Annotated in this window: 17 protein-coding genes; 9 read left to right on the plus strand and 8 right to left on the minus strand. The window is 61.9% G+C overall.

Features of this window, described 5'->3' with window-relative positions; all coding sequences use genetic code 11:
- Window positions 1-122: 122 nt before the first annotated feature.
- From bssS to ACEQFP_RS01490, 3 genes are all read right to left on the minus strand, one after another.
- Window positions 123-377, minus strand: a complete 255-nt coding sequence (gene bssS, locus ACEQFP_RS01480) for a biofilm formation regulator BssS (protein WP_005287207.1) — start codon at window positions 375-377, stop codon at window positions 123-125.
- A gap of 187 nt (window positions 378-564) precedes the next feature.
- A complete protein-coding gene (gene dinI, locus ACEQFP_RS01485; protein WP_005287203.1) occupies window positions 565-813 on the minus strand; it encodes a DNA damage-inducible protein I in 249 nt (82 codons plus the stop codon).
- Window positions 814-911: 98 nt separating this feature from the next.
- Window positions 912-1,679: a DNA-binding transcriptional regulator YciT gene (locus ACEQFP_RS01490; protein ID WP_005293873.1), complete on the minus strand. Its 768-nt coding sequence runs from the start codon at window positions 1,677-1,679 to the stop codon at window positions 912-914.
- A 384-nt stretch (window positions 1,680-2,063) separates the two neighbouring features.
- On the opposite strand from ACEQFP_RS01490, the gene ACEQFP_RS01495 reads away from it, so the two are divergent.
- The 3 genes from ACEQFP_RS01495 (at window position 2,064) to ACEQFP_RS01505 (ending at window position 5,079) form a co-directional block, all read left to right on the plus strand.
- Window positions 2,064-3,368, plus strand: coding sequence for an NAD(P)/FAD-dependent oxidoreductase (locus tag ACEQFP_RS01495; protein ID WP_370547373.1), 1,305 nt, complete (start codon window positions 2,064-2,066; stop codon window positions 3,366-3,368).
- A 104-nt stretch (window positions 3,369-3,472) separates the two neighbouring features.
- Window positions 3,473-4,381: a DMT family transporter gene (locus ACEQFP_RS01500; protein WP_370547374.1), complete on the plus strand. Its 909-nt coding sequence runs from the start codon at window positions 3,473-3,475 to the stop codon at window positions 4,379-4,381.
- Between the two features lie 158 nt (window positions 4,382-4,539).
- Entirely contained in the window at window positions 4,540-5,079 is a 540-nt protein-coding gene (locus ACEQFP_RS01505) for a glycine zipper 2TM domain-containing protein (RefSeq protein ID WP_035596196.1), read from the plus strand.
- A 104-nt stretch (window positions 5,080-5,183) separates the two neighbouring features.
- On the opposite strand, the gene mfd is transcribed toward ACEQFP_RS01505, so the two are convergent.
- A complete protein-coding gene (mfd, locus tag ACEQFP_RS01510) occupies window positions 5,184-8,645 on the minus strand; it encodes a transcription-repair coupling factor (RefSeq protein ID WP_370547375.1) in 3,462 nt (1,153 codons plus the stop codon).
- 204 nt (window positions 8,646-8,849) lie between these two features.
- On the opposite strand from mfd, the gene lolC reads away from it, so the two are divergent.
- The 5 genes from lolC to cobB are packed head-to-tail and all read left to right on the plus strand — an operon-like array spanning window position 8,850 to window position 13,834.
- Window positions 8,850-10,052 carry a lipoprotein-releasing ABC transporter permease subunit LolC gene (gene lolC / locus ACEQFP_RS01515; protein WP_035596202.1) on the plus strand — a complete coding sequence of 401 codons (1,203 nt, stop codon included), beginning with the start codon at window positions 8,850-8,852 and terminating at the stop codon, window positions 10,050-10,052.
- The gene (gene lolD / locus ACEQFP_RS01520; RefSeq protein ID WP_035596205.1) at window positions 10,045-10,764 is read left to right on the plus strand and encodes a lipoprotein-releasing ABC transporter ATP-binding protein LolD; all 720 of its coding nucleotides are present in this window, start codon (window positions 10,045-10,047) and stop codon (window positions 10,762-10,764) included. Before lolC ends, lolD begins: the two co-directional genes overlap by 8 nt.
- Window positions 10,764-12,011, plus strand: a complete 1,248-nt coding sequence (gene lolE, locus ACEQFP_RS01525) for a lipoprotein-releasing ABC transporter permease subunit LolE (RefSeq protein ID WP_005287181.1) — start codon at window positions 10,764-10,766, stop codon at window positions 12,009-12,011. The genes lolD and lolE overlap by 1 nt, the downstream gene beginning before the upstream one ends.
- An 11-nt stretch (window positions 12,012-12,022) precedes the next feature.
- A complete protein-coding gene (gene nagK / locus ACEQFP_RS01530) occupies window positions 12,023-12,967 on the plus strand; it encodes an N-acetylglucosamine kinase (RefSeq protein WP_005293890.1) in 945 nt (314 codons plus the stop codon).
- A 6-nt stretch (window positions 12,968-12,973) separates the two neighbouring features.
- Window positions 12,974-13,834 carry a Sir2 family NAD+-dependent deacetylase gene (cobB, locus tag ACEQFP_RS01535; RefSeq protein WP_370547546.1) on the plus strand — a complete coding sequence of 287 codons (861 nt, stop codon included), beginning with the start codon at window positions 12,974-12,976 and terminating at the stop codon, window positions 13,832-13,834.
- A gap of 51 nt (window positions 13,835-13,885) precedes the next feature.
- On the opposite strand, the gene ACEQFP_RS01540 is transcribed toward cobB, so the two are convergent.
- The 3 genes from ACEQFP_RS01540 to phoP all read right to left on the minus strand — a co-directional run bounded on the left by ACEQFP_RS01540 (window position 13,886) and on the right by phoP (window position 17,246).
- The gene (locus ACEQFP_RS01540; protein ID WP_109728278.1) at window positions 13,886-15,007 is read right to left on the minus strand and encodes a cupin domain-containing protein; all 1,122 of its coding nucleotides are present in this window, start codon (window positions 15,005-15,007) and stop codon (window positions 13,886-13,888) included.
- Between the two features lie 101 nt (window positions 15,008-15,108).
- On the minus strand, window positions 15,109-16,575 hold the full coding sequence (phoQ, locus tag ACEQFP_RS01545) for a two-component system sensor histidine kinase PhoQ (protein ID WP_068870855.1): 1,467 nt from the start codon (window positions 16,573-16,575) through the stop codon (window positions 15,109-15,111).
- Complete coding sequence (gene phoP, locus ACEQFP_RS01550; protein ID WP_005287166.1) at window positions 16,572-17,246, minus strand: two-component system response regulator PhoP; 675 nt, start codon at window positions 17,244-17,246, stop codon at window positions 16,572-16,574. The genes phoQ and phoP overlap by 4 nt, the downstream gene beginning before the upstream one ends.
- A 334-nt stretch (window positions 17,247-17,580) precedes the next feature.
- Between phoP and ACEQFP_RS01555 the strand changes: the two genes are divergently transcribed.
- Entirely contained in the window at window positions 17,581-18,633 is a 1,053-nt protein-coding gene (locus tag ACEQFP_RS01555; protein WP_047059618.1) for an ADP-ribosylglycohydrolase family protein, read from the plus strand.
- Between the two features lie 40 nt (window positions 18,634-18,673).
- On the opposite strand, the gene ACEQFP_RS01560 is transcribed toward ACEQFP_RS01555, so the two are convergent.
- Window positions 18,674-19,432: a GntR family transcriptional regulator gene (locus ACEQFP_RS01560; protein ID WP_005293897.1), complete on the minus strand. Its 759-nt coding sequence runs from the start codon at window positions 19,430-19,432 to the stop codon at window positions 18,674-18,676.
- Window positions 19,433-19,590 lie beyond the last annotated feature (158 nt).

The following is a 19,590-nucleotide window of genomic DNA, read 5'->3' on the forward strand; positions in this document are numbered from 1 at the left end:
CGCGTTAGATTGGTGTGCAGGAGAGGCGCCTAGGCGGCCTCTCTGTTTAGTGTATACCGGGATGGTCTAGGGCGCCTGGGTGCCCAAAGAAAAACACCGCCTGGCGGCGGTGTAGGGGAAGGTTAATGCTTGATGTAATCAATCTGTTGGTAATCGCTGTCCTCGATCTTGGCGATACCGGCCTCGAGGATGGTGATGAGCTGCCGGGCCACATCGGTGGTCAACCATAATGTGCGGTCGACGCGGGCATCTTCCGGGGGTTGATCTTGCGATGAAAGGTAGTGAAGACGGATCATTAAGGCATCATAACTGTCGACGGTACTGATATCCCAACCGATAACCGGGTGCGTCTGGATCACTTCATCTTTGCCGTTCATAAGACCCCCTTAAGCGTAGTCACTGAAATACGTACTAACGAGGAGCAATAAGCTAGGATCAACAAACGCATGCCATGCGCCTTTTCAGTATATGCTTCCGCGTCGTGGGCGATAGTTTTTTTCTGCGTCCACCAGAAAAAACGTGACTTAGCAAGCTATTAGCGCCAGGGATCAGGCCGATAGCACCTTATTCCGGGTAATCGGGGTTGAACCAGTCGTCGGCGCTCTCCCAGGTCTCTTGCAGGATGGTCTCGATGATCTCCCGGTCGCTCTTGTTTCCCCCTAGGACACTCAGGTTGTTGGCACCGGCCTGGCGTACCTGCACGATACAATCGGGGTAGTGTGGTTGAATACGGCGGGAAAACTCGTGCCGAAAGGCATCAAGTGCCCCGTCGGGTAGCGGGTTGCGCTTGTCCAGAGTCAGTTCAATGCGCATGGTTCACTCCTCATGAGTAATATTACTGTAAATATATACAGTAATACAGACCCAGTGCAAGGGTGGACGCAGGATTTTTTTCTTTCTTCGCGCGCGCCTCAGCGAATGCCACTCTCGGAGACTTTATCGACGGCGATCCCCAACGCCTCCAGCTGTTCTCGCTGCGTATCGGCGAGGCGATAGTCGGTGATCACTCGACTGATGGCGGAGGCAGGCAGCACGGGGTTGGGATGGATCTGGCCGAACTTCGAGGCGTCGGTCAGGATGATATTCTGCGCCCCCTTGGCCAGCACCGTATTGACCACCTCGGCCCGCATCATGTCGCGCCCGGTAAAACCGGTATCGGGATGGAAACCGTCGATGCCGATGAAGGCCTTACTGAAATGGACCTGTTGGATACACTGACGTGTCAACGGGCCGACCACCGTCTCGCTACGCTTCTGGTACATCCCCCCCATCAGGATGACATCGCAGTCGGTCTCCTTGAGGAGGTGGGCGATATAGGTGCTGACGGTGACCAAGGTGATGTGCTTGCGCTCGGCCAGGTAGCGCGCCAACAGGGCATTAGTGCTGCCGCTTTCGATGAAAATGGTCTCCCCATCCTCAACCAGCGAGGCGGCATAGGCGGCCAGCTGTTGCTTCAGGGTGAAGTTAATCCTCATACGCGCATCGACCTCTTCGCTCTCTTCGCTTTCCAGGGCGGTGGCGAAACCGTGTACCCGCTTGAGGTAGTTGCGTTTCTCTAGCAGTGTCAGATCCTGGCGGATAGTGACCTCGGAAACCTGGCAGATCTGCGCCAGTTCGGCGACGCTGATGCGGCGTTTGTCGTTAACTAATTGCAGAATAAGCTGTTGTCTGGCGTTCATGGCGTCCTAATGCAGGCAGGCGGCGGATGGCGCCGGAGTGTGCGCCACGATGTGGCCATGATAGCACCGCATCCCGGCAGGATGAATATCTCAGGCGCGATGGCGCGCGGGGGCGTGCCGCTGGCGCTAGGTGGGGGCATTGTCATCGCCATGTTGCCAGTCTGGCTATTAAGTTTAAAAAATCGGCGCCAACGCACAAAAAATAGCCAAACAATCACCACTTTATTTGATTTGAATCAATTTTGGTATGACCATATTACCCTTTGTGGTATTGTGCCCGCAGTGAATGAAATTAACCTTCGTCAGCCAAGCCGCCACTCTGGGTTATGCGGAAGTCATCTTCGGTTAACGAATGGTTTACATTTTTTACCAAGGGAGAGAGCTTTGAGCGCAGCAAAGAAGAAAATCGTGATTGTCGGTGGTGGTGCCGGCGGACTCGAACTGGCGACCAGCCTGGGCCATTCGCTGGGGCGGAAAGGAAAGGCGGAAGTGGTGCTGATCGATCGCAACCATAGCCACCTGTGGAAGCCGTTGTTGCACGAAGTGGCGACCGGCTCGCTGGATGATGGGGTGGATGCCTTGAGCTACCTGGCCCATGCGCGCGCTCATCACTTCACCTTTCAGCTGGGCAGCATGACCGAACTCGATCGTCAGCAGCGCCGTGTCACCTTGGCGGCGATCCATGATGAGCAGGGCGCATTGCTGGTGGCCGAACGTCAGCTCGACTACGACATTCTGGTGATGGCGTTGGGCAGTACCTCGAACGACTTCGGGACGCCGGGCGTCCGCCAGAACTGCATCTTCCTGGACAGCCCGCAGCAGGCGCACCGTTTCCATAACGAGATGCTAAACCTCTTCCTGAAATACTCCGCGGCGGGCAAGCCGGAGGAGCAGGTCAATATCGCCATCGTCGGCGGGGGCGCGACCGGGGTAGAGCTGTCCGCCGAACTGCATAACGCGGTGCAGCAGTTGCAAAGCTACGGTTACGAGAACCTGAGCAGCGCGGCGCTGAATGTGACGCTGGTCGAGGCGGGGGAGCGAATCCTGCCGGCATTACCGCCGCGCATCTCGGCCGCCGCCCATCAGGAGCTGAGTAAGCTCGGCGTGCGCGTCCTGACCCAGACCATGGTAACCTGCGCGGAGAGCAACGGCCTACAGACCAAAGGCGGCGAGTTTATCCCGGCCGATCTGATGGTATGGGCGGCGGGCATCAAAGCGGCGGATTTCCTGCGCGATATCGGCGGCCTGGAGAGCAACCGCATCAACCAGTTGGTGGTGGAGCCGACGCTGCAAACCACGCGCGATGCGCACATCTTCGCCATCGGCGATTGCGCCGCCTGTCCGCAGGCGAACGGTAGCACCGTGCCACCGCGTGGTCAGGCCGCACATCAGATGGCGAGTTTGTGTGCCGACAACATCCTGGCGTTATTGCAGGGCAAAGAGCTGAAACCATTCATCTATCGCGATCGCGGCTCGTTGGTCTCGCTCTCTGAGTTCAGCGCCGTCGGTAGCCTGATGGGCAACCTGACGCGGGGCTCAATGATGATCGAGGGGCGTATCGCGCGTCTGATGTACATCTCGCTCTACCGTATGCACCAGATCGCCCTGCATGGTTATCTGAAGACGGGTCTGCGCATGTTGGTCGATAGCATCAACCGGGTGATCCGCCCGCATCTCAAACTGCATTAATCCCGTCATAGGCGCCGCTGTGCGGCGCCTATATCCTGCCTCTTGACCGCATCCGGCGCGGCGCGCACACTGAGCAGTCCGTTATCTGTGACTGGTTCCTGCCGATGTCGTCCCATTCTGTTTTTCGTCCGATGCTCTCACGCCAAGAGTTGATCCTGATCTTCATCACCATGCTCTGGGGCGGTACCTTTCTGATCGTGCATCATGCCATGACGGTAAGCGGTCCCTTCTTCTTCGTCGGGTTACGCTTCGCCGCCGCCACGCTGATGCTACTGTTGCTGAGCTGGCGCCATCTGCATGGCTTTACCCGGCGCGAATGGGCCTGGGGAGTGAGCATCGGTGCGGCGATCGCCGCCGGCTACGGCCTCCAGACCTATGGCCTGCAAACCATCAGCAGCAGTAAGTCGGCCTTCATGACCGCGCTGTATGTGCCGTTGGTGCCGCTGTTGCAGTGGCTGTTTCTCGGACGCAGGCCGCGTCTGATGGCCTGGATCGGCATCGGCCTGGCGTTTATTGGCCTGTTGCTGTTGGCGGGCCCCCAGAATGGGGACGGGGCGTTCGGCGTCGGCGAGGTGATGACCCTGATCAGCACCCTGGCCATCGCGGCGGAAATCATCCTGATCAGCGGTTGCGCCGGGCGGGTCGATGTGCGCCGGGTGACCTTGATCCAGCTGGCCACGGCGTCGCTGCTCAGCTTCGTGCTGATGTGGCCGAATGGGGAGTCGCTGCCATCCTGCTCCAGCTATCTGCTGTTCAGCGCCTTGGGGCTGGGCGCCGCCAGTGGCATCATCCAGGTGACCATGAACTGGGCGCAACGCAGCGTGTCGCCAACCCGTGCCACGGTGATCTACGCCGGTGAACCGGTGTGGGCCGGGGTGGTGGGGCGTATCGCCGGCGAGCGTCTGCCGGGCGTGGCGTTGTTGGGGGCCGCGTTGATCGTCATCGGGGTGCTGGTCAGCGAGTTGAAGTTAACCTCCCGTCGGCGTCGCGCGCGTCCCTCAGAATTGTCTTGAATCCCGCCTTATAGCCCGCCTGGCGGGCATTTCTTCCGTTATTCCGATTGTTGATGTCCCGTCCCCTGCGCACACTGCCTGTCATCACTTGAGTCATGACTGGCCGTGCCGCGCCGCTTAGTGTGGGCGCCGGGCCAGACAACAGAAGGATCACGCAGATGAATAAGTCCATGTTGGCCGGTATCGGCATTGGGGTCGCGGCCGCGTTAAGCGTGGCGGCGGTCGCCGGATTGAAGGTTTTCGACGCGGCACCGCAGTATGCACGGGTGCTCTCGGTCCAGCCGATCCATGAGACGATCAAGACGCCGCGTAAGGTCTGCCGTGAGGTGACCGTGATGCGCCGTCGACCAGTGCAGGATGAGAATCGCCTGGCTGGGTCGTTGCTGGGGGCGGTAGCCGGTGGGGTGCTGGGCCATCAGGTCGGCAGCGGACGGGGACGCGATGTGGCGACGGTGCTGGGGGCGCTGGGCGGTGGCTATGCGGGGAATCAGATCCAGGACCGTATGCAGCAGAATGACACCTATGCCACGCGCGAGCAGCGTTGCAGCACCGAGTATGACAAGTCGCGGCGTCTACTTGGCTATGACGTCACCTACCTGATCGGCGAACAGCGAGGTCGGGTGCGCATGGATCGCGATCCAGGCTCGCAGATCCCGCTCGATAGCAAGGGGCAGTTGGTCATCGACCAGAAGGCCTAACCCAGTAACGTCGAGCCATCGGCACGCCATGCCGATCGTCAACCCAGACGGCCCGACGGGGCCATCTGGGTGACTGCCGCGATGAGGCGCAGCGGCGGAGGGGATTAGATGCGATGCTCGGCGAAAGCCGCCAGCAGTTGGCCGATGAACTCGAGTCGCGCCGGGCGCTCGGCGAGATCGCGAATAAACTTCAGCTTGCTGGGACCATCCAGACGGAAGACGCCCGGTTGCTGTTGCAGCAGCCCGATCAGATAGCCCGGATCGACGTGGTTGCTCTCGCTAAACTCGATAAAGCCCCCCTTATCATGCCCTTCGATGCGTCGGATACCCAACGCCGCCGCCTGTTGACGCAGCGCGGCACACTGTAGCAGGTTGCGCGCCGCCTCGGGCAGCGGGCCGAAGCGGTCGATCAGCTCGGCGCGTAGATCGGCCAGCGTATCCGCGTCGCCGGCACTGGCGATGCGTTTGTAGAAGGAGAGGCGGGTGCCGACGTCGGGGATCATCTCTTCCGGCAACAGGGTTGGCATGCGCAGCTCTACGTCGGTCTGCTGGCTGGTCAGGTCCTCCAGCGAGGGTTCGCGCCCGGCCTTCAAGGCATCGACCGCGCTCTCCAGCAGTTCCATATACAGCGAGAAGCCGACGCTGGCCATCTGACCACTCTGATCGTCGCCCAATAGCTCACCGGCACCGCGGATCTCCAGATCGTGTGTCGCCAGGGCGAAACCGGCACCCAGATCTTCCAGCGAGGCGATGGCCTCCAGGCGTTTCTGGGCGTCGACGGTCATCGCCTTCGGCGGCGGTGTCAGGAGGTAGGCGTAGGCCTGATGGTAGGAGCGTCCCACGCGTCCGCGCAACTGGTGCAGCTGTGCCAGACCGAAGTGGTCGGCGCGCTCAATGATGATGGTGTTGGCGCTGGGGATGTCGATGCCGGTCTCGATGATGGTGGTGCACACCAACACATTGAAGCGCTGATGGTGGAAGTCGTTCATCACCCGCTCCAGCTCACGCTCACGCATCTGGCCGTGGCCGATGGCGATGCGCGCCTCCGGTACCAGGGTCGCCAGTCGATCGGCGGCCTTCTGGATAGAGTCGACGTCGTTATACAGGTAGTATACCTGGCCGCCGCGCAGGGTTTCGCGCAGGATCGCCTCGCGCACCAGCAGGCTGTCGTATTCGCGCACGAAGGTCTTCACCGCCATGCGCCGCGCTGGAGGGGTGGCGATGATGGAGAGATCGCGCATGCCGCTCATCGCCATGTTCAGGGTGCGCGGGATCGGTGTCGCCGTCAGGGTCAGGATGTCGACATCGGCGCGCAACGCCTTGATGCGCTCCTTCTGACGTACGCCGAAGCGGTGCTCCTCGTCGACGATCAACAGCCCTAGATCCTTCCACAGCACATCGGTCTGTAGCAGCTTATGGGTACCGATCAGAATATCGACTTTGCCCTCGGCGGTGTCCGCCAGCACCTGCGCCTGCTCCTTGGCGCTGCGGAAGCGCGAGATTAACTCGATACGTACCGGCCAGTTGGCGAAGCGATCGCGGAAGTTATCGTAGTGCTGTTGCGCCAGCAGGGTGGTGGGCACCAGCACCGCCACTTGTTTGCTGTTATGGACCGCCAGGAAGGCGGCGCGCATCGCCACCTCGGTCTTGCCGAAGCCGACGTCGCCGCACACCAGGCGATCCATCGCCAGCGGCTGGCACATGTCGCCGAGCACCGCATTGATCGCCATCTCCTGATCGGGGGTAGTTTCGAACGGGAAGCCCTGGCAGAACAGCTGATAGGCCTCACGGTCATGACGGAAGGCGAAGCCCGCCTTGGCGGCGCGCATGGCATAGATGTCCAACAGCTCGGCCGCCACGTCGCGTACCTTCTCCGCCGCCTTCTGGCGTGCGCGCGTCCAGGCGTCGCCCCCCAGGCGGTGCAGCGGGGCGCTCTCGTCGGCGCCGCCGGCGTAGCGGCTCAGCAGATGCAGCGAGGAGACCGGCACATAGAGCTTGGCGTCGCCGGCATAGCAGAGGATCAGGTACTCGCCCTTGATGCCGCCAGCCTCCAGGGTGGTCATGCCGCCGTAGCGCCCGACGCCGTGCTCCAGATGCACCACTGGCTGGCCGGGTGCCAATTCCGCCAGGTTGCGGATCAGGGTATCGGTATTGATGGTACGCCGATTGTCCTGGCGTCGCCGACTGACACGTTCGCCGAGTAGATCGCTTTCGCAGATCAGCGCCAGCGCCAGTTGGCTGTTAATGAAGCCATGCTCGCTGGCGCCGACCATGATGTAATGGCCGCCGGGCTCCGCCTCTTCGAGGCGTGCTATCAGCCGTGGCGCGATCTGAATGCGGGCCAGCAGCTCTAGCAAGGTTTCGCGCCGCCCCTCGCTCTCGGCGGAGAACACCACGCTGCCGTCGAACTGCGCCAGGAAGCGCTGCAGGTTGTCCAGCGGCTTCTTGCTCTGCGCCTCGACCGCCAGGGTCGGCAGGGGTTGGTAGTGCAGGTTACAATGCCCGGCGCGTTCGCTGAGGGTCTCGCGCGTCAGTTGGATGCGAGGCCACTGCTTCAGGGCGGTGAACAGCTCATCTACCCGCATCCATAGGCTTTCGGGCGGCAGCAGGGGGCGCATCGGATCGACGCCCCGGCTCTGGTGGCGCTGCGCGATGTCTTGCCAGAAGCGTTCGGCAGCCTGATGTAAGTCGCCCAGTCCCAACACCAGGGTGCCGCTGGGCAGGTAGCTGAACAGGGTCGGTAGCGGCTGGTCGAAGAATAACGGTTGCCAATACTCGATCCCTGCCGGCCAGACTCCCTTGCTGACCTGCTGATAGATGTGCTCGGCGTCGCGGCGCACCTCGAAATGCTCGCGCCATTGGCTGCGGAACAGCTCGATGGCGTTCTTGTCGGTGGGGAACTCGTGCGCCGGCAGCAGATCGATGCGTTCGACCTCGTTCAGGGTGCGTTGGCTGTCGACGTCGAACAGCCGTAGGCTATCGATCTCATCATCGAAGAAGTCGATGCGGTAAGGCTCGTCGCTGCCCATCGGGAACAGATCGAGCAGGGCGCCACGGGTGGCGAACTCGCCATGCTCCATCACCTGATCCACGCTGCGGTAGCCCGCCTGCTCTAATTGGGCGCGCAGGGTGTCGCGCGATAGCCGCTGCCCCTTCTGCATCACCAAGGCGTGGCCATGCAAGAAGCTGTGCGGGCAGACGCGTTGCATCAGGGTGTTGATCGGCAGGATGATGATGCCGCGCTCCATCCCCGGCAGATGGTAGAGGCTGGAGAGGCGGGCGGAGATGATGTCCTGATGCGGCGAGAAGTTGTCGTAGGGCAGGGTCTCCCAGTCGGCCAGGGTGGTGACCCACTGACGGCTGAATTGGGGGATCTCGTCGCGCAGGCGGAGCGCGGTCTGCATGTCGGGCACCACCAGCATCACCGCGCCGGGATGGCGCGCGGCGATCTCGGCGCACTCCAGGGCGCAGGCCGAGCCACTGAGCTGGCCCAGTTGGCGAACATCGCCGGCACGGGCAGGCAATGGGTAGCGTTCTGGCAGGGTAAGTCGATATTGTTCAGACATAGGGCGTTAGCGGATCTCGTGTACGTCGTGTCCCGCGCAGGGGAGCGATACGGATGTCAGCGTAGATAATACCACTATATGCCAGCGGCGCGACACGCGCACGCCATGAGCGATGCCGCTGGCGGGCGTCGCGCTGCCCATTGTGGTAACCTGTTCACAGACATATACTTGCCAATCACTTTGCGCATTGCAAGAAAGAGAGCCATGCATCAACCTGTCGCCCTATTTATTGGCCTGCGTTACATGCGCGGGCGCGCTTCGGACCGCTTCGGTCGTTTTGTCTCTTGGTTATCCACCATCGGTATCACCCTGGGGGTGATGGCGCTGGTCACCGTGTTGTCGGTGATGAACGGTTTTGAGCGTGATCTGGAGCAGAGCATCCTTAGCCTGATGCCTCAGGCATTGGTCACTACGCCGCAAGGGGAGCTCGATCCCGCCCGCTATCCGGCGTCACTGCTGAAGGGGTTACCCGGCGTGACCCGCGTGGCGCCATTGACCAGCGGTGACGTGGTGCTACAAAGCCCACACAGTGTTGGCGTCGGGGTGATGATCGGCGTGAACCCACAGGAGGCCGATCCGCTGGATCGTTACCTGAGTGGTGTCAGTCAGCAACAGCTGCAGCCGGGCCAGTACCGTGCCATCCTCGGCAGCCAGTTAGCCGCCTCGCTCGGCGTCAAAGCGGGCGACCGGGTACGCCTGATGGTGCCGAGCGCCAGCCAGTTTACCCCGATGGGGCGTATTCCCAGCCAGCGTATCTTCACCGTGATCGGTACCTTTAACGCCGATAGCGAGGTGGATCAGACGCAGTTGCTGGTCAACCAGCAAGACGCCTCGCGCCTGATGCGCTACCCGTTGGGTCACATCAGCGGCTGGCGCCTGTTTATGCAACGCCCGTTGGACATCGAGGCGCTGGTGGCCCATCCGCTGCCCGAGGGGTTGGTGTGGCAGGATTGGCGCGCCCGTAAGGGCGAGCTGTTCCAGGCGGTGAAGATGGAGAAAAACATGATGGGGCTGCTGTTGAGCCTGATCGTCGCCGTCGCCGCCTTTAACATCATTACGTCGTTGGGACTGCTGGTGATGGAGAAGCAGGGCGAGGTGGCCATCCTGCAAACCCAGGGGCTGACCCGGCGCCAGATCATGAGTGTCTTCATGGTGCAGGGCGCCAGTGCCGGCATCATCGGCTCGTTGCTGGGCGCCCTGTTGGGGGCGCTGCTGGCCAGCCAACTGAATACCTTGTTGCCGTGGCTGGGCGATATGCTCGGCGGCGGCACGCTACCGGTAGACATCCATTCCGGTCAGGTGATCACCATCACCCTGGTCGCCATGCTGCTCTCTTTGCTGTCAACGCTTTATCCGTCCTGGCGCGCCGCCGCCGTTCATCCTGCCGAGGCATTACGTTATGAGTAACCCTTCATCCCAGACTCCCGTCCTGTTGCAGTGCAACGACCTGAGCAAGAGCTACCAGGAGGGCAAGCTGAGCACGGACGTGTTGCGTCACGTCTCGTTCGACATTCACCCGGGTGAGATGATGGCGATCGTCGGCAGCTCCGGCTCCGGTAAGAGCACCCTGTTGCACCTGTTGGGCGGGCTGGATAGCCCGACTTCCGGGGAGGTGATCTTCAAGGGGCAGTCGCTCAATCGCATGTCGCCGTCAGACAAGGCGGCGCTGCGTAACCGCGAGTTGGGCTTTATCTACCAGTTCCATCATCTGCTGCCCGATTTCAACGCGTTGGAGAACGTGATGATGCCGCTGTTGATCGGCGGCATGAAGCCGAAACAGGCTCAGCCGCAGGCGTTGGCGATGTTGAAGGCGGTGGGTCTGGCGCATCGCGCCCACCACCGCCCGTCGGAGCTGTCCGGCGGCGAACGGCAACGCGTCGCCATCGCGCGGGCGCTGGTGCATAACCCGTCGCTGGTCTTGGCCGATGAGCCGACGGGTAACCTGGACATGCGTACCGCCGATACCATCTTCGATCTGTTGGGCGAGCTGAATGTGCGTCAGGGCACCGCCTTCCTGGTGGTGACCCACGACCTGTCGCTGGCGCGCCGTCTGCGTCGCCAGCTGGAGATGCGCGACGGCCAGCTGACCCAGGAGCTGACGCTGATGGAGGCGCAGTGATGGGAATGCCGTTGGCTTTACAGATCGCGCGGCGCTTTAGCCGAGGACGGCGCCGTGGCGGGATGGTTTCGCTGATCTCGGTGATCTCGACGGTCGGTATCGCGTTAGGGGTGGCGGTGTTGATCGTCGGCCTGAGCGCGATGAATGGCTTCGAGCGCGAGTTAGATCAGCGTATCTTATCGGTGGTGCCGCACGGGGAAATCTACCCGGTGGAGCAGCCCTTTCATGACTGGCCATCGGTCTTGACGCGCGTCGCGCAGGTCAAGGGGGTGGTGGGGGCGGCGCCCTATGTCACCTTCACCGGCCTGATGGAGCATGGCAGCCAGCTGCGTGCGGTGCAGGTGCGTGGTGTCGACCCCGCCCAAGAACATCAAGTTAGTTCCCTGCCGCGCTATGTGTTGGATGATGCCTGGGCGGATTTTCACGCCGGGGCGCAACAGGTGGTACTGGGTAAGGGGGTCGCCGACGCCTTGGGCGTCCGGCGTGGCGACTGGGTGACGGTGATGGTGCCTAACAGCGATCCGCAAATGAAGCTGTTGCAGCCGAAACGCATTCGTCTCCAGGTGAGCGGTATCCTTCAGTTGAGCGGCATGCTGGATCACACCTTGGCGCTGGTGCCGCTGGCCGATGCCCAGCAGTATCAGGATCTGGGTGATAGCGTGACCGGGATCGCCATCAAGGTGGCCGATCCCTTCAGCGCGGATAAGGTGGTACGCGCCGCCGGTGAGGTGACCAACGACTATGTCTACATTCGGAGCTGGAAGGGCACCTACGGCTACATGTTCCGGGACATCCAGATGATCCGGGTGATCATGTATCTGGCGATGGTCCTGGTGATCGGGGTGGCCTGTTTTAACATCGTCTCCACCCTGGTGATGGCGGTGAAGGATAAGAGCGGCGATATCGCCGTGCTGCGTACCCTGGGGGCGAGGGATGGCCTGATCCGCGCCATCTTCATCTGGTACGGGCTGTTGGCGGGCTTGATGGGGAGTCTGTGTGGGGTGGTAATCGGGGTACTGGCCTCGTTGAAGCTGACCCTGATCGGGCGTTTCATCGAGCGCCTGCTGGGCCATCGTCTACTCTCCGGGGACATTTATCCGATCGACTTCCTGCCCAGCCAGTTACAGTGGTTGGATGTCTTGGCGGTGTTACTGACCGCCATCATCCTCAGCCTGCTGGCGAGCTGGTATCCGGCGCGGCGCGCCAGCCGCATCGATCCGGCGCGGGTATTAAGCGGCGGCCAGTGACGGAGGCGACGATGTACTACGGTTTCGATCTCGGCGGTAGCAAGCTGGCGCTGGGGGTCTACGACGCCGGCTTGAGGCAAGTCGGCTATTGGCGCGTGGCGACGCCGCGCGATGACTACCCGGCATTGCTGGCGGCGCTGACGTCGTTGACCGAGGAGGCCGATCGGCGCTATGGCGTCTCGGGTAGCGTCGGCATCGGTATCCCTGGCCTGCAACGCCCGGACGGCACGCTGTTCTGTGCCAACGTCCCGGCGGCGATGGGGCAGCCGTTGGCCGCCGATCTGGCAGCCCGTCTCGGCCGCACGGTGCGCATCGAGAATGATGCCAACTGTTTCACCCTATCGGAAGCCTGGGATCCGGCGGCGCAGGCCTATGGCAGCGTGCTGGGACTCATCCTCGGCACCGGGGTCGGTGGTGGGCTGGCGATCGCGGGGCGCATCTATCGTGGCGCCAATGGCGTGGCCGGTGAGTTGGGCCATCTGCGCCTGCCGCTCGATGCGCTCGACTACTTGGGCGCCGATGCGCCGCGTCTCCCCTGCGGCTGCGGTCAACGTGGCTGCCTGGAGAACTATATCTCGGGGCGCGGTTTCGCCTGGTTATATCAGTGGCGTCACGGCGAGGCGTTGAGTGCCCCGCAGATCGTGGCACGCTACCGCCAAGGCGACGCACGGGCGCGCCAACACGCCGCCGAGTTCGCCGATCTGCTGGCCATCTGCTTGGCCAATCTGTTTACCGTGCTCGATCCCGAACTGGTGGTGATCGGGGGCGGTCTGTCTAATTTTAGCGAGCTGTTTGCCTTGCTGGAGCCGCGTATCGCGCGCCACCTGCTACGCGTCGCCACGCCCCCCGTCATTGTGCCGGCGCGTTACGGCGACGATGGTGGGACACGCGGTGCGGCGTTCCTGCATCTGAGCGACGCCCGTTGCGCCGCCCGGGCGGCGGCGTGTGCGGATTAAGGAGTCATCATCATGAAAACGCGCCATCGTATCTGTCGCTTCAGAAAGAATAAACGGCTGCGCCATCAGCGCCTGCGCTCGCTGGTCTATTATGAGGATAGAGTATGGGGAGGGGGCATGGAGAAGAGTGAAACGATCAATCGGCCGCGCGTCGTCGTATTAACCGGCGCGGGTATCTCGGCGGAGTCGGGGATCCGCACCTTCCGAGCGGCGGATGGGCTGTGGGAAGAGCACCGGGTGGAGGATGTCGCCACGCCGGAGGGGTATCGGCGCGATCCCGAACTGGTGCAGGCGTTCTATAACGCCCGCCGTCGCCAGTTGCAAACGCCGGCGATCCAGCCGAATGCCGCCCACTTGGCGCTGGCGCGGCTGGAGCAAGAGCTGGGCGACCATTTCCTGCTGGTGACCCAGAACATCGATAATCTGCATGAGCGTGCCGGCAATCGACGTGTTATCCATATGCATGGTGAGTTGTTGAAGGCGCACTGCACTCAGTCGGGGCAGGTGGTGAAGTGGTTGGGTGATCTGAGCGTGGACGATCGTTGCCACTGTTGCCAGATCCCGGCGCCGCTGCGTCCGCACGTGGTGTGGTTCGGCGAGATGCCGCTCGGCATGGATGAGATCTATCAGGCGTTGCAACAGGCGGATGAGTTTATCGCCATCGGCACCTCCGGCCACGTCTATCCCGCCGCCGGCTTCGTCCATGAGGCGCGACTGAGCGGCGCTCATACCGTGGAGCTGAACCTCGAGCCGAGTCAGGTCGAGAGCGAGTTTGCCGAGAAGCATTACGGCCCCGCCAGTCAGGTGGTGCCGCATTATCTCCAGCAGTTGTTGATCCGCTGCGGGCTGCCCTCTAGCGCGTGGTAACGCGTAGCGGCCACGGCATCGGCGCCCGCCAGACGGGCGCCGACGTCGGGATTAGTCCTGGAAGAACCAGTAACCGCTATTGATCAATCCCGTCAAGATGATGAGAAACGCCGGATCCTCCAGCGCCTCGCCCAGACTAGCCGCGTTCAGGCAGGCATGACGCGCCAGGGTATCGAGCGCCGCCGTATTCGAGCACTCGAGCCGCTCCCCGTTGACGTAGCACGCCTCGGCCAGGCGTAGCACCCGGATCCCGCCTAAGCGCTCCAACACCTCGCCGGCCTGTAACAGTTCATAGATCTCGCCAGCCTGGTAGGGCGGCTCCGGCGGCGCGATGTCCAACTCGTGGCGTGACTGACTGATGAACTCACCGAACCACTGGCGGAAGTGTTCGCCGTCGCTCAGTTGGGCGATCATCATGGCGCGCAGCGTGTCCAGCTCCTGCGGCAGGATCTCGGCCGGATTATCGCGTGCCGCGAGCTGCGGATCGGCATAGTGATTACCGCCAAGGTCGTGCGCCAGCATATGGTCGGCGAAACCGCTGATCAGCTCGCGGGCGTTGGGGGCACGGAAACCGACGGAGTAGTTGAGTGCATTCTCCAGGGCGTAGCCCTCGTGAGGGAAGTGGGGCGGAATATAGAGAATATCGCCGGCGCTCAGCTCCACATCGATAATGGCCTCGAAGGGATCGACCTGGAGCAGATCCGGATGCGGGCAGTGCTGACGGCGTTGCCCCTTCTCCCCGACACGCCAGCGTCGGCGGCCGCTACCTTGTATGATGAAGACATCATACTGGTCGATGTGTGGGCCGACGCCACCGCCGGGAACCGAGAAAGAGATCATCAGATCGTCCACCCGCCAGTCCGGCAAGTGGCGGAACGGCCGCATCAGCGCCGCCGCCGGGGAGTGCCAGTGATCGACCGCCTGTACCAGCAGTGACCAGTTGGTCTCGCCCAGGTGGTCATAGCTGGTAAACGGACCATGGCTCACCTGCCACGCCCCCTCCTCGTGACAGACCAGGCGGCTGTCCACCTCTTGCTCCATCGCCAGCCCGGCCAGTTCGTCCGGTGAGAGCGGATCGATAAAATTCTTGAAACCGTGCCGGATAACCAACGGGCGCTTTTGCCAATACGTTTGCAGGAATTCCTGCCAGTCGAGATCGAGCTGATAGTCCATGATTGCAATCCTGTGATGGTTGGTGGCACAGCGGGAAGTATAACGGATGGCGCGCCGTCAGCCGCCAGAGGCGAGGGCATTTTGTGCCCTCGTCGACGGAATTAATCGTTTTCTAACCGCTGTTGGCCGAAGCGCACGTGCATACGTGCTCCGCCCAACGGGCTATCGTCGATGGTGACGCTCCCCTCGTACTGCGCGACCAGCTCGTCCACTAACGCCAGCCCCAGCCCCTGACCCGGGCGCAGGGTATCGGCGCGTTGGCCGCGAGCGAACACCAGTTCGCGTTTATCGTCGGGGATACCTGGACCGTCATCGTCCACCCATAGCAGCAGGGTATCGCCCTGCAGACAGGCGCTGACCTCGACGAACTCCAGGCAGTATTTGCAGGCGTTGTCCAGTAGGTTACCCATCACCTCCATCAGATCGTTTTTCTCGCCGATAAAGGTCAACTCCGGCGGGATATCCAGCGAGATATCGACCCCCTTACGCTGGTAAACCTTGTTCAGTGCCGAAGCCAAGGCGTCGAGGATCGCCGGTACCGAATGGACTTCACGATTGAGCACGCTATGCTCCGACTGGGCGCTGGCGCGGTGCAGGTAGTAGCCGATCTGCTGGGAGATGCGACTGATCTGCTCCAGCATGATCGGCTCGGCCTGCTCGATGCTCAGGCTTTTACCGTTGCGCAGGGAGCGCAGGGTACTCTGTAGCACCGCCAGCGGGGTCTTCAGGCTATGAGTCAGGTCGGAGAGGGTGGTGCGATAACGGGTGTAGCGCTGTCGTTCGTTGCTTAACAAGATGTTGAGGTTACGCACCAGCCCACGCAGCTCGAGGGGGGGATTCTCGCTCAGGCTATCCCGCTGCCCCTTCTCCAGCTCACGCACCTGACTGGCGACATCCTTGATCGGTTGCAGGCTCCAGTAGGCGGCCAGCCACAGCAGCGGCACCACTAATAGCACGTTGGCGATCAGCACATAGCTAAACCAGCCCCAGACCATATCCGAATTCTGTAGCTCCTGTGGGATGGTGTCGACCACCACGATGGTCAGCGCCGGGAGATGGTCGGTCGCGCTATACTGGCTGACGGCGACCGAGTGGGTCATGGCATCGGCGCTGTCGTCGTCGTAGTCCTTGAGTTGATCCTGCATCTGCGGGTTATCGCCCAGGACCGTGCTACTGAAGTGTTTGTTGCTGTCGATCTCATAGAAGCCGGGTTTCTCCAGCCAGGCGCGCTCGATGCGTTTCTCCAGCGCCGGTACGCGGCGCTGACTCCAAAGCAGGTGTCCCTCGCGATCGTAGATCATCACCAGGGTTGGGGTATTGAGCGCCATGTTGGGCGGTGGGGTGATGGTGAGTCGCCCATCCTGCCAGTGAGCCAGGCTAAAGAACAGATTGCTCTCGCCACGCAGCAGGCGATAGGTCGTCTTATCGAAGCTGACGGCGTAGCCGACCACGGCCACCAGGCCATAAGCCAGCGACAAGAGGAACACCATGGCGGCGGTGGCCAGCATGAAACGGGTGCGTAGCGAGAAGGGGCGAGCCTTCCAGGCCTGCCAGCGTTGGCGCATCATGCCGGGACGTCGAAGCGGTAACCCTGACCACGCACGGTAGTGATCACCTCCGCCGGAAACGCCTGCTGTAGCTTCTTGCGCAGGCGGCCCATCAGCACGTCGATAGTATGGCTTTCGCGCAGTTCGGCATCGGGATAGAGTTGCAGCATCAGCGCATCCTTACTCACCACCTTGCCGTTGTTGCGGATCAACGTCTCCATGATGGTGTACTCGAAGGCGGTAAGTTTGATCAGCGTGTCGTCCACCCGCAATTCGCGGCGCGACAGATCGACCTGGAAGGGCGGCAGGCTGATGATCTGCGAGGCCAGGCCGCTATTCCGGCGCATCAGCGCCTGCATGCGCGCCAGTACCTCCTCCAGATGGAACGGCTTGGTGACGTAGTCGTCGGCGCCGGCTTCGAGCACCGTGACCTTCTCCTGCCAACTTTCGCGCGCGGTGAGCACCAGGATCGGCAGCGTGACCTGCTCGCTCCGCCAGCGGCGGATCAGACTCAGGCCATCTTCGCCCGGTAGGCCGAGGTCGACGATCGCGATGTCTGGCGTTTGCTCACGGACGAAAAAATCGGCCTCTTTGGCATTTTCCGCCGCGTCGACCTGGTGGCCGAGTTCGCGCATTTGTACCGCCAAATGGTGGCGTAGCAGGTTGTTGTCTTCGACGACTAAGATACGCATATTCAAATCCTTCCACTATCGTGCCGGGGTTACGATTGCCCCCTGAAATGCCTGGTTTCACCCTAGCGGAAAGTGGCTAGAGCGTCCATGGGATCTTGTTGACGTTGCCCGCTTTCCTTCAGCCTGTACGCCTCGCGGCATCGCCGACGGCGTTAGATCGGCTAACCATAAACACCCTAACCTCAACGGCAGATAAACTAGGCGCTTGCCATAGAGGCGAGACGCGCCGACAGGGTGTGAGCGAGAGCGCGCCGTGAGGCGGCGGTGATTGCTGTTTTTGGTATTATTAAGGTACTATTAACGCCTAATCAGCGAACAGAATGAGAGAGCGAGTATGACAGAGTTGGCGGCGCAGGCCTGCGTCCAACGCGATAACCAAGCGGAGACGGCGCAGCATATCCTGGGGGCGTTGTACGGTCAGATGTTGGGTGATGCCTTAGCCATGCCGTCGGAGTTGTGGCCGCGCGAGCGGGTTCGTCGCCACTTCGGTTGGATCGATCGTTTCCTCGATGGACCGGCGGAGAATAGCGCCGCCTGCTATTTCCTGGCCGGGCAGTATACCGATGACACCTCGATGGCGCTGGCGTTGGCCGATGCGTTGATCGAGGCCGAGGGGGAGGTGGTGCCCGAGTTGATCGCGCGTAACATCATGCGCTGGGCCGAAGGGTTTAACGCCTTCGAGCGCAATATCCTTGGCCCCAGCTCGCGCCAGGCGCTGACGGAGCAACAGGCGGGGATGGCGATCGCCGCGCAGGAGAATAACGGGGTGACGAACGGCGCCGCGATGCGCGTCTCGCCCTTAGGCTGCCTATTGCCATCGGCACCGTTACCGGCCTTCGTCGAGCAGGTGTGGCAGGCCTCCAGCCCGACTCATAAGTCAGACATCGCGGTGGCCGGGGCGGTGGTGATCGCCTGGGCGGTCTCGCGGGCGATCGAAGGGGCGAGTTGGGCGACGATCCGCCTGGCGTTGCCGGGGGTGGCGGCCTATGCCCAACAGTATCGGCCTTCGACCTTTAGCCCATCCCTGGCGGCTCGGCTTGAACTGGCGTTAACGGTGAGTGAGACGGCATCGGGGTATGAGCAGGGCAGCGAACGGATCTATCAGTTGATCGGCGCTGGCGTCTCGACCATCGAGTCGGTACCAGCGGCCATCGCCATGGTCGATCTGGCCCAAGGCTGCCCGAACCGTTGCGCCGAGTTGTGCGCCAACTTGGGCGGCGACACCGACACCATCGGGGCGATGGCGACGGCGATTTGCGGCGCGCTTGGCGGGATTCAGGCGATCCGTCCCGATTGGTTGGCGACCCTGCAACGGGTCAACCCACAGGATATGCAGCATTACGCCACGGCGTTGCAGCGCCTACGCCATCAGCGCACGCAGCGCTGAGTGTGTGCTGGGCAGGCGCTTGAGCGCCGGCCCGCGCCACTTACTCCTCCGCCGTATATTCGTACATGTCACCCCGGCAGTAGTTGATGCTGTACTCCAATGGCCGCTGGGCCTGATCGCACAACAGCTGGCGGATTACCAGCATGGCGGTCGGCGCCGGGATAGCCAGTTTCTGCTGTAGCGAGGGATCGGCCAGACAGGCGCTGAGTTGGCTGGTGAGCCGACCGAACTGGATCTGACGGGCGCGTAGGTAGGCATAGAGCGAGTCGCCGATCTCGTTACAATTACCGATGGCTTCGCGCACCACATAGGAGATGGCCAGCGAGAGATTCTCGCCATCCACGCTGCGGATACGCTCCAGGCGATAGACCGGCGTGTCGATAGGCAGCGCCAGTTTTTCGGCGATGGTGGCGGAGGCGGGCACCAGCTCGCGCGTCAACCAACGGGTTCCGGGCGTATGACCCAGCATGGCGACCTCATCGGAGAAGCCCTTGATATTCGCGAGTGAGTAGGCCAGCGACGACATCGGCACCTGTTTGATCTGGGTACCAAAGCCGCGTCCGCGACCAATAATGTCATCTTGCTCCAGGCAGGCCAACGCCTTGCGTACCGTGATACGTGAGATCTTCAGCGCCTCGGTGAAGGCGCGCTCGCTGGGCAGGAAGTCGCCCGGTTGCAACATCCCCTGAGCGATGGCTTGGCGGATGGACTCGTTGAAGCGGAGATAGATGGGCATGGATCCAGGTTGAGCGAGGTCATCACGGAGCTTTTGTAGCAGTGGAGTTGGGTCGGCACTCATAGTGTTCGGCATCAATCATAAGCTGTATTGGATGGTTCCAGTGTAATCGCTGGCAGGGCGTGGCAGAAGTAAAAAGTCGGTATGCTGTGACGGAAGGCGCGTCGCGAAGGGAGAGGAGCACCCTCCGCCCGCCGCGGAAGGTGCAAAAGTGAACAATG

The organism is Edwardsiella sp. A.80236 (assembly GCF_044540725.1).
Classification (GTDB): domain Bacteria; phylum Pseudomonadota; class Gammaproteobacteria; order Enterobacterales; family Enterobacteriaceae; genus Edwardsiella; species Edwardsiella tarda.

Coding starts and splice junctions, on each gene's coding strand:
- ACEQFP_RS01500 (WP_370547374.1), top strand. CDS start 3,473: ATGTCGTCCCATTCTGTTTTTCGTCCGATGCTCTCACGCCAAGAGTTG.
- ACEQFP_RS01560 (WP_005293897.1), bottom strand. CDS start 19,432: ATGAGTGCCGACCCAACTCCACTGCTACAAAAGCTCCGTGATGACCTC.
- ACEQFP_RS01540 (WP_109728278.1), bottom strand. CDS start 15,007: ATGGACTATCAGCTCGATCTCGACTGGCAGGAATTCCTGCAAACGTAT.
- lolC (WP_035596202.1), top strand. CDS start 8,850: ATGCATCAACCTGTCGCCCTATTTATTGGCCTGCGTTACATGCGCGGG.
- dinI (WP_005287203.1), bottom strand. CDS start 813: ATGCGCATTGAACTGACTCTGGACAAGCGCAACCCGCTACCCGACGGG.
- mfd (WP_370547375.1), bottom strand. CDS start 8,645: ATGTCTGAACAATATCGACTTACCCTGCCAGAACGCTACCCATTGCCT.
- lolE (WP_005287181.1), top strand. CDS start 10,764: ATGGGAATGCCGTTGGCTTTACAGATCGCGCGGCGCTTTAGCCGAGGA.
- lolD (WP_035596205.1), top strand. CDS start 10,045: ATGAGTAACCCTTCATCCCAGACTCCCGTCCTGTTGCAGTGCAACGAC.
- ACEQFP_RS01505 (WP_035596196.1), top strand. CDS start 4,540: ATGAATAAGTCCATGTTGGCCGGTATCGGCATTGGGGTCGCGGCCGCG.
- phoP (WP_005287166.1), bottom strand. CDS start 17,246: ATGCGTATCTTAGTCGTCGAAGACAACAACCTGCTACGCCACCATTTG.
- nagK (WP_005293890.1), top strand. CDS start 12,023: ATGTACTACGGTTTCGATCTCGGCGGTAGCAAGCTGGCGCTGGGGGTC.
- phoQ (WP_068870855.1), bottom strand. CDS start 16,575: ATGATGCGCCAACGCTGGCAGGCCTGGAAGGCTCGCCCCTTCTCGCTA.
- bssS (WP_005287207.1), bottom strand. CDS start 377: ATGAACGGCAAAGATGAAGTGATCCAGACGCACCCGGTTATCGGTTGG.
- ACEQFP_RS01555 (WP_047059618.1), top strand. CDS start 17,581: ATGACAGAGTTGGCGGCGCAGGCCTGCGTCCAACGCGATAACCAAGCG.
- ACEQFP_RS01490 (WP_005293873.1), bottom strand. CDS start 1,679: ATGAACGCCAGACAACAGCTTATTCTGCAATTAGTTAACGACAAACGC.